The organism is Xenorhabdus sp. PB30.3 (genome assembly GCF_963895965.1).
Classification (GTDB): Bacteria; Pseudomonadota; Gammaproteobacteria; order Enterobacterales; family Enterobacteriaceae; genus Xenorhabdus; species Xenorhabdus stockiae.
On sequence record NZ_CAWQMW010000027.1, the window covers coordinates 1 to 9,523 of the forward strand.

At 38.2% G+C, this 9,523-nt stretch carries 7 protein-coding genes and 1 pseudogene; 2 read left to right on the forward strand and 6 right to left on the reverse strand.

Annotated features, from left to right (window positions below):
• Positions 1 to 471: 471 nt before the first annotated feature.
• On the forward strand, positions 472 to 3,243 hold the full coding sequence (locus tag AACX38_RS02875; protein ID WP_228865677.1) for an AAA domain-containing protein: 2,772 nt from the start codon (positions 472 to 474) through the stop codon (positions 3,241 to 3,243).
• Positions 3,244 to 3,431: 188 nt separating this feature from the next.
• Here the strand turns inward: AACX38_RS02875 and gorA are convergent, their stop codons facing one another.
• Positions 3,432 to 4,784 carry a glutathione-disulfide reductase gene (gene gorA, locus AACX38_RS02880; RefSeq protein WP_228865678.1) on the reverse strand — a complete coding sequence of 451 codons (1,353 nt, stop codon included), beginning with the start codon at positions 4,782 to 4,784 and terminating at the stop codon, positions 3,432 to 3,434.
• A 165-nt stretch (positions 4,785 to 4,949) separates the two neighbouring features.
• Complete coding sequence (locus AACX38_RS02885) at positions 4,950 to 5,792, reverse strand: 23S rRNA (adenine(2030)-N(6))-methyltransferase RlmJ (protein WP_099109429.1); 843 nt, start codon at positions 5,790 to 5,792, stop codon at positions 4,950 to 4,952.
• A 211-nt stretch (positions 5,793 to 6,003) separates the two neighbouring features.
• Between AACX38_RS02885 and AACX38_RS02890 the strand changes: the two genes are divergently transcribed.
• Positions 6,004 to 6,360, forward strand: coding sequence for a DUF1090 family protein (locus tag AACX38_RS02890; protein WP_228865679.1), 357 nt, complete (start codon positions 6,004 to 6,006; stop codon positions 6,358 to 6,360).
• 38 nt (positions 6,361 to 6,398) lie between these two features.
• Here the strand turns inward: AACX38_RS02890 and AACX38_RS02895 are convergent, their stop codons facing one another.
• From AACX38_RS02895 to AACX38_RS20705, 4 genes and pseudogenes are all read right to left on the reverse strand, one after another.
• A complete protein-coding gene (locus AACX38_RS02895) occupies positions 6,399 to 6,944 on the reverse strand; it encodes a hypothetical protein (RefSeq protein WP_339385652.1) in 546 nt (181 codons plus the stop codon).
• Between the two features lie 607 nt (positions 6,945 to 7,551).
• A complete protein-coding gene (locus AACX38_RS02900; protein WP_228865681.1) occupies positions 7,552 to 7,908 on the reverse strand; it encodes a hypothetical protein in 357 nt (118 codons plus the stop codon).
• Positions 7,909 to 7,947: 39 nt separating this feature from the next.
• The gene (locus AACX38_RS02905) at positions 7,948 to 8,811 is read right to left on the reverse strand and encodes an NAD(P)H-hydrate dehydratase (RefSeq protein ID WP_228865682.1); all 864 of its coding nucleotides are present in this window, start codon (positions 8,809 to 8,811) and stop codon (positions 7,948 to 7,950) included.
• A gap of 277 nt (positions 8,812 to 9,088) precedes the next feature.
• Positions 9,089 to 9,268: pseudogene (locus AACX38_RS20705) on the reverse strand (RHS repeat-associated core domain-containing protein); the annotation flags it as partial.
• Positions 9,269 to 9,523: the final 255 nt, after the last annotated feature.

Here is a 9,523-nt window from a genome sequence, read left to right on the forward strand (position 1 = left end):
ACTTTGAATTAAACAATCAAAAAATAAAAACCAAGAATATATATTTTATAAAACAAATAACACCTCCAGCACCAGGGGTATTTACATCAGGGAAACCAAAAATACCGTAATAAAATCAATCTTACTATGTTAGTTAATAATGATATCTAGCTAAAAATGGCTTCTCAGAGTACAGACTTTCATTGACAATCTGCTGGAAAGCATCAACCTTATTTAGGGTGAGTCAATGGCAATAAAAAAGCCAGAATAATTCTGGCTTTTTCGGGAATATTCGTTATCGTAACCTGTTACCTAATCCACGTTGAGTCTGGAAGAGTTTTATGTGAGAGATTTGAGCATTTGCAGATGAGGTACGTTGCTGAGGTTTATCACTATATCCATATGAATTCACATCCATTATGCTTAGAATTCCAGAATTTTTGGGTTAGAATACTTCCTGGCGTTTTTATCAAAAAGGGAGATTAGTAACACATGGATGAGCGGAAGTTCTTGGTTCTAACCAGAAGCAAGCAAAGTGAGTTCAAGAATACGACAAAAAAGGTCGTCAAAGTCGTTCCATCAGGCAACAAAACTCTCGTCACCTTTCCAGATAATAAGACCTTTCTCTACAACAAAACAAATGTCCGTTTTTTTGATCACCCAGAAGTCCTCAACATCGAAGACTCTATTGTTAGCTTAAAAAGCGGATCAAATAAAGAATGGGATGAAGCATTAATTTTTGATAATCAATATATAGTTTTGTTTACTAATGGATATAGTAAAGAATTCCCCATTTCTGATGTAGAAATAATACCAAATATCGCTGAACAGAAAGAAACGAAAGACCTTATTGATTATTACAAATATATAGCAATGTTTTTGAAAGAATCCTCACCGTATGTCCACTACTTTTATGAAAAAAAATTAAATCAGATCAGAGATGACTCAGTACTAAGCAACTTTGTAAAAAGATCCCAGCTAAGAAAAAAAAGTTTGTCGTCAAACATTTTCCCTTTTGGTGTCAACCCATCACAGCGTGAAGCAGTTACAAATGCGCTAACATCACAATTAAGCATCATTCAAGGACCTCCAGGAACAGGAAAGACACAAACCATACTCAACATAATTGCAAACTTGATCTGCCAAAATAAGACTGTTGCTGTAGTTGCTGGGAATAATGCAGCGACCAGCAATATTTATGAAAAGTTAGAAAAGGAAGGCTTTGCTTTTATTGCGGCAAGTCTTGGCAATGCTGACTTACAAAAAGCATTTTTTTCCAAAGAACATAAGATTCCTAAAATTGCTCATTGGGAGCTGACTGAAAGAACACTGCTACAAACTAGGCAAGAAATTGCTTCCACAAATAACTTGATTTTTGAACTGCTGGAACTGCAAAACGAGCAAGCTAGAATTCGAGAATTCATAAGTAGACTTGAGATTGAGAGTAAGTATTTCGATAAGCATTTCTCTGTAGACCCAATAAATCCATCTAACTGGTCTTTTGGCAACAAATGGTCAACACCAAATTTAATGAAGTTTATGGCTGAGGTAGAGCACTACTCTATAAATGAAAATCTGTCTTGGCCACTCAGAATTAAATGGCTATTTAAATATGGAATTTATAAGTTCAAGGATATTAAAATCCTTTCCAGCAACTTATTTAAGGGACTTGTCTCTGAGTATTATCAAAGGAAAAAAACAGAACTTGCAGAGAGTAAACGTTTAATTGATCAAAAGCTAAACCGATACAATTTCGAAAAGCTGTTAAGACAATATACCGATAGCTCGATGACCCTATTAAAGCACCATATTTTCTCTACACATCATAAAATTGAGCAAGTTGAGTTTAACCACCAGTCTTACAAGAGAAACTTTTTTGACAATTTTGCTAAGCGCTTTCCTGCCGTACTAAGCACAACGGATTCGATCATTAACAATAAAGGTGACCATGAACTATTTGACTATCTCATTGTAGATGAAGCGTCGCAAGTAAACCTCCTCACTGGAGTGTTATCCATGGCGTGCGCCAAAAACATGGTTATCGTAGGCGATTTGCAGCAGATACCTCATATTCCAAGTAATTTGCTTATAACCACCCATCCCGATATTGATGAAAAGTTTGGCATTCCAACTGAATATAGTTATCTAACTGAAAGTCTATTGTCATCTGTAGACAAGGTATTCGGTAAGAGTGCACCTTCCACGCTACTTAAAGAGCACTATCGATGCCATCCTCGGATCATCGACTTCTGTAATCAAAAATATTATGGCGGTCAATTGATCACCATGACTCATTCAGATGAAGATCCATTTAAAATTCTTAAAACAGCCCCAGGCCATCACTCTTGCAAAGATCCAAGCGGTAAAAGCCGAATCAATTTTCGTGAGTTAGAAGTTATTAAAGATGAATTACTTGAAGCAGGCTTGCGCAATATAGAACCAGTAAAAATCGGCATTGTCACTCCTTATCGTGCCCAAGTTAAACATGCGAATCAGATTATCGATAAAAAAGACATAAAAATAGATACAGCACACAAATTTCAAGGACGTGAAAAAGACATCATCATATATAGCCCAACGGCCAGTTGGGCAGACAAATTTAACGACAGTCCAAACTTAATCAATGTAGCTGTTTCACGAGCAAAAGAGCAATTCATCATGGTTATGTCTGCTAACTTGTCCAAAAAACAAGGTACTAATATTGGTGACTTAATACGCCACATTGAATATCAATCCATGTCACCTAGCATTTTTGAAAGCAAAACAGTCTCTATATTCGACTGCTTATACAGCGAGTACTCACCTGTTTTACAAGATTTTAAAAACCGTATAGTAAATAAATCAGAGCATTTATCTGAAAATCTAATGGCTACGCTATTGAATGATATTCTTGCTGATAAACTTTTTACTTCATTCACGTACGAGCATAATTACAAACTAAGCTTACTGATAAGTGATTTCGGAATACTAACTGAAATTGAGCAGAAATTTGGCCGACATCTGAATAGCCATATAGATTTTTTGATTTTCAATAAGTTAGACAAGTTCCCTGTGCTTGCAATAGAAGTAGATGGCTACCGCTTCCATGACCTCGATTCCAAGCAGAGACAGCGGGATCAGACAAAAGACAGTATTTTGCTTAAGTTAGGCATTCCATTATTACGGCTTTCGACTAAAAGAAGTGGAGAAAAAGAAAAAATTAGAAAGGCATTACAAGACATCATCACATTGATACCTGAATCTGATACGGAACAACACGGATAGGTATTCTAACAACTCTATTCAAGATATTAGATTTTATGCAACGACTCAAAAAAATAACTTATTTTTTAGATAAAGAGCCCCATCAAAGCTGGCCGGTTTATAGTCACACTAAGCCAATTTATACTTTGGCTTAGTGTGTATTTTCCAGCGATAGAAACAAACGTGTCGAGGTGTAATTCCTACACCACCTATCTCATCGTAACAAACTCTTCCGCCGCAGTCGGATGGATAGCCACTGTATTATCAAAGTCTTTTTTCGTCGCACCCATTTTCAGGGCAACGGCAAAGCCTTGCAGGATTTCATCCATACCAAAGCCTATTCCATGAATACCGACAATCTTCTCATTTTCACCAGCACAAACTAGTTTCATACGACATGGCTGACGGTGCTGCGTCACTGCGGTATACATTGCGGTAAAGGACGAAGTATAAACTTTAACCTGATCATCACCGTATTGAGCTTTTGCCTGTGGCTCCGTCAAGCCGATTGTACCGATTGGCGGATGGCTGAAGACCACTGTTGGCACATTGGTATAATCCAGATGTTCATCCGGCTTATTGTTAAACAGACGCTCTGATAAACGGCGACCTGCCGCTACCGCAACGGGTGTCAGCTCTACAGCACCTGTATTATCGCCCACAGCATAAATACCTTTTACGTTGGTATTCTGATATTTATCAACCTGAATATAGCCTGATTCATTCAATGCCACACCAGAAGCAGACAAATTCAGATTATCTGTCGCAGGCTCGCGCCCAATCGCCCAAATCAGAGTATCAACCGTCTGTTCTCTGCCATCCTGTAATTGCAAAGTCAGGCTGCCATCAGCATTTCTTATCACAGCCTTTGGTACAGCTTCCGTATGCAGAGTCGGTCCTTCATTGTTGATAACTTCCAGCAACGTATTTACGATCAACGGATCAAAAGAACGCAAAGGTGCATGTTTGCGTACAAACAGATGCGTTTCACTACCTAATGCATTCAAAACACCGGCAATTTCCACCGCAATATAACCCGCACCGACGACAGCAACACGCTTAGGCATTTCATCCAGCTCAAAAAAGCCATCCGAGTCAATACCGTATTCCGCACCGGGAATAGCCGGATTTTTAGGGCGGCCGCCAGTCGCAATCAATATATGATCTGCGGTAATTATTTCGCCGTTCACTTCAACAGTCTTTGCATCAACAAAACGTGCAAAACCCTGAATAACATCAACATTGTTGTTACCCAGCACACGCTCATACGAAGAATGGATACGGTCAATATAGGATGTACGGCTGGCAATCAGTTTTTTCCAGTCAAAACGATTGATAGTGGCATCAAAACCATAATCAGAGCCATATTGATGAATAGATTCCGCAATCTGGGCAGCGTGCCACATCACTTTCTTCGGTACACAACCCACATTAACACATGTTCCACCCAGTGCTTTAGCTTCAATAAGGGCACATTTCTGCCCATACATGGCCGCACGGTTAATGGAGGCAATACCACCGCTGCCACCACCAATTGCAATATAATCGTAATGTTTACTCATCTTAGGCACTTCCGTCTAATCAATTAACCTACTGACTACAATTTAATCGTAACGTATATTATGACAAAAAGTTATCACTATGCATGATGATTGTGGCTTTCGTTGTCATAGGCTAGAGCTATCAAATTGATGCTCCGTGCTGCAATATCACGCTGAAAAATAGTCTTATTCCGGTACAATCCACTCTACTGAGTTATGCCCTGTGCCTTCAGGGATCAGTACCTGCTGTAACCAAGGCAGTACAGCTTTCATCTGCTGTTCCAGCTTCCACGGCGGGTTGATCACAATCATGCCGGATGCTGTCATACCGCGCTGATCACTATCCGGACGCACGCCAAGCTCAATCTGCAAAATTTTGCGGATCCCGGTTTTTTCCAAATCTTTAACTAAGCGCTTAATCTGCTGGCGGAGCACAACCGGATACCACAACGCATAAGTACCCGTCGCAAAACGTTTGTACCCTTCCAGAATGCCCTTAACCACATTCTGATAATCCGATTTCAGCTCATAAGGAGGGTCTATCAGCACCAACCCACGGCGAGTTTTAGGAGGTAATTTTGATTTCAGCTGTTGATAGCCATCTTCACGCAGAACACGGGCGCGTCTGTCACGGGAGAACTCACTACGCAATAAAGGAAAATCACTTGGATGCAGTTCACTCAGGTTAAGTTCATCATATTCGCGCAATAAGTGACGGGCAATTAATGGAGAACCGGGGTAATAACGCAAAACACCATGCTGGTTCAGAGCCTTTACAACTTTCATATAGCCTGACAATTCTTGAGGAATATCATCACGCTGCCAAATACGGGCAATCCCTTCCAGATACTCGCCAGTACGTTCAGCATGCTCGCCACTGAGCTGATAACGACCTGCGCCTGCGTGGGTATCCAGATAAAGGAAAGGCTTCTCTTTTTCCTTAAGTGACTCAATGATAAGGCTTTGGACAGTGTGTTTTAGCACATCAGCATGGTTGCCTGCATGGAAGCTGTGACGATAACTTAGCATTCGATTTTCAAACCCCGGGAGAGAAATATTGATAACTTGCCTGATGGCTGATCAGACAACAAAAAAGCATTATGCCTCATTCTCGCGAAAAAAGATAAAAGCCTCCATTTTGCCCCTCGTCAGTTGTAACTAACGTCTAATTTTCAGGAACAAATCCCGATCAGCATATAAAATTTTGAATAAGCATTTCAAATCAGACTAGGAATAGTTCATGAAGTCGAAAACTATGCTCTTGGCTGTATTAGTCGTTTTCAGTATGAATATTGCCTATGCAAAACCAACTAAAGCGGAGTGCGAAAACAAACAGAAAACATTAGAGAAACAGCTCCAATATGCAAAAAATGACATGGATGAAAGATTAATTTCCGGGTTAACCAGAACACTGGAAAGCCTGAATTCAGCCTGCGAGTGGGAAAGACGCCTGAAAGTTGCACAAAAGCAACATTCCAAACCAAAAAATAATCCCACCTCTGCTGCTAAGCCTACATCCCAAAAAAGTTCACAAGCCCATTCAGAACAAAAAGGAAAAAAGAAAATTAAAAAAGTGCAGGCCAAAAAGAAGAAGTAGACCTGCACTGAAGCACCAACCAATAGCCGGATATATATTTACAAATTTTTCTCTTTCACCTGCTGTGAATTAGAAGGCGATAACTTATAGTAGACTTTATCGTCATCTGTGAGTGGTTTATTCTCAATCTTCATTGAAAGGATCGCATTATCTTTGGAGATCGCATAATAGTTGAAATAATTTTCTTTACCATCATAAGGATACTGAAAGTCTGGTTTCAATAGTTTTTTTTCATAAGATCTTATATAGGGATCATATTCATCTTCATAAACTACCTGTTTGTTTCTGACAAAAATAATCTTATAAAAAAGACTAGCTTTTCCTTTAAATGCAGCTCCAATAATATCCTCAATATCCTTATGCCCCATCCCTTTATCAATAATATACATTTTATCCCAATCAAAAGGGGCGATTTTATTCATATCAATTAGACAAGCAGTGTTTTTCTGGCAATGTCTATCAGCATAATCGATAATACCCAATTTACTGTTATTATATGATAAAGAAAAAAAGAAAACGACAACACCCAATATTAACGAAAGTGCAACAATATTATTCTTGTTGATAACGTGGAAAAGCATCATTCCCCCTTCATAACCAAATCAGATATGAGAAAACGGTTTTTAAATTCCTATTTTGATAATCAACCAGTTAAATTTATATATAAATCTCATCGTAGTATCACAATTCCATAATTAATCTCATTTATTGATAAAAGTAGTAAAAACATTCCTATCTGCTCTCAATCAGCAGCTTTTTTAGTAAATGCATAATGATGTTATCAGGATCTAACTTTATTTGTGGATATGGCTCCACATCACTCATAGTAAGCGACTACGCCACACTGCTATTTCATGTTTTCACTGAGGATTTAGTAACCAACCTCTTTTTTTATTATTTTCAGCATAAAAAGCACTATGCAGGGGGTGCTTTATGCAAGGGAATAGTATATTAAGTTTACTGACAATTTTTTAGGTTTCAAATAGAAAAATTTGATAAACAAATCATAAATGAGACGAATTGTCGCTAATATAATTTAGTGGTAACCCTTAATTTGTTAATTTTATTATATTTTTTAGTTAGGGGAATCTCAAAAAAACATTATACAAAACAAAGTAATAAGCAACATCACAAATTAAACTTATGATATTTATAATATACATTAACTATTATAGTTAATAACACCAAAAATCAATAAGTAAATACACCCTCCTCTGAAAAAACCAACTTTCCATTTTTTGAAACATATAAAATACCTTGTTGGTAAATGGTATATGTCATATTTTTATGCTTAAACATATATCCATAGAAAGAACAACTCCCTGTGTCACAATCTCTATTCAGCGTATGTCCTTTTATTTTCAGTGAAGTATGGTCTTTCTTATTTGTTATAACAGACTTCACATCCTCGCAACTTACATATCCTTCAGGGCAAAAACTATAAATAGCAACGTGATAAGTCTTTGTCTCAAAAATAGTTGCATCATCTGCAAATGAGACCTGTGAAAATATGAAGAGCATAAAAGCTAACAGTATTTTTTTTATCATTGTCGTTGGCTCCTTAATAGTCAGTTTTTAATTCAGCCATCATATATCGTGATTAGTTATTTGGTTTCTTATTTTTCTGACATAATCAATAATTTCATGGGCTGTCAGCCCTATCGGCCCGATCCCATCCGCAACCAGCATATCAGCCGCTTTACCATGTAACCAAACCCCTGCTCGTACCGCTTCCTCAAATGGAATACTCTGAGCAAGCAGACTACCGATAATACCGGAAAGTACATCCCCACTACCAGCAGTCGCCAAGCCACTATTACCTGTTTCATTTACCCACGTTCGCCCATCCGGTGCAGCAATTACGGTACGATGACCTTTAAGTACTACCCAGCAACCATATCGGGTACTTAAGGCCTGTGCCGACCCCAGCCTGTCCGACTGAATAGATTGAGAGTCTGTCTGTAACAATCTTGATGCTTCTTTCACATGGGGCGTGATAACTGTTTTGTCCGAAAGCTCAATTTCGCCTGTGAATTTTGCCAAAATATTTAAGCCATCAGCATCAATCAATACTTTTTCACCTTGATGGATATGTTTGATCATTTTCTGTATAAAACTAACCGCCTCAGTAGAAGTACCTAGTCCACAACCAATTACCCACGCAGATGGAAGCTCGCCTTCAAAAAGCTGGCTTGCTTTATTCAATATCAATTCCGGTACAGTATCTATCAGTTGGACAGCAAGGGACTCCTGATTAAAACCGATAATAACCTTCCCACACCCGCTCTTTAATGCAGCTGTACCCGCAAGAACACAAGCGCCGCTCATAGTTTCAGCCCCGCCGATAATATTCAAAGTCCCAAAAGTACCTTTGTGACTATCTTCAGGCCTGGGTAATATTAGTGTTGGAAACCAGCCAGATACTTGCTTTTTTTCATCCTGAGTTATCATTTATGCACCTCTCAATTTTATGTTCACTTGTTGACTCTCGACCCAATGTAATTGTATGAACAAGTCGCTCGTGTTATCCGCTATTTTTAATGAGTGTGATGTGATTGATATCCATTTTTAAGTGGGAAACAAAATACCTTTTGCCTGATGTGCTGGGTTTGGGGAATGTTTTATGAGTTGCTGATAAATACTAAAATAGTATCCTGATCTATTTATCACTTCACTCCTTTGATTTTCGATTCTGAAGTATCATATGGTATTCCTTCGTTTTTTTCTTCGCCAATCCCAAAGGATCAATCTCCCTCATTGCATTTGATACATAACCGTAAGTATTGACTCCACCTTGAATGCCTATCGGATCTGGTGTTAGGTAACAGCTCGCTATAGGTGAATAATATCTGAACCGATTATAGAAGAGACCACTCTCTTCATCCAACCACTGGCCAGCAAATTGCAATCATCAAACTCGCAATTTTCTTCTCCCTAAAAATAAACGCCCAGTGATCCCATATTTCTTTATTAGATAACCAAAAGATGGGAGCACTGGACGCTTAGAAAAAATTTATAGAGTTATATTAATTTTTATTACATATAGAAACTTCAATTATCTATCAAGTAAAAAATCGCTTTTTTCTATTTTCTCTAGATATTTTTCTATATGTAACCCATCGAAATCATCCTCTGATACATAAAAACCAATATCTATTACTAA

Bases quoted from the DNA above. Each gene is read 5' to 3' on its own strand.
- AACX38_RS02875 (WP_228865677.1), top strand. From the start codon at position 472: ATGGATGAGCGGAAGTTCTTGGTTCTAACCAGAAGCAAGCAAAGTGAG.
- gorA (WP_228865678.1), bottom strand. From the start codon at position 4,784: ATGAGTAAACATTACGATTATATTGCAATTGGTGGTGGCAGCGGTGGT.
- AACX38_RS02885 (WP_099109429.1), bottom strand. From the start codon at position 5,792: ATGCTAAGTTATCGTCACAGCTTCCATGCAGGCAACCATGCTGATGTG.
- AACX38_RS02890 (WP_228865679.1), top strand. From the start codon at position 6,004: ATGAAGTCGAAAACTATGCTCTTGGCTGTATTAGTCGTTTTCAGTATG.
- AACX38_RS02895 (WP_339385652.1), bottom strand. From the start codon at position 6,944: ATGATGCTTTTCCACGTTATCAACAAGAATAATATTGTTGCACTTTCG.
- AACX38_RS02900 (WP_228865681.1), bottom strand. From the start codon at position 7,908: ATGATAAAAAAAATACTGTTAGCTTTTATGCTCTTCATATTTTCACAG.
- AACX38_RS02905 (WP_228865682.1), bottom strand. From the start codon at position 8,811: ATGATAACTCAGGATGAAAAAAAGCAAGTATCTGGCTGGTTTCCAACA.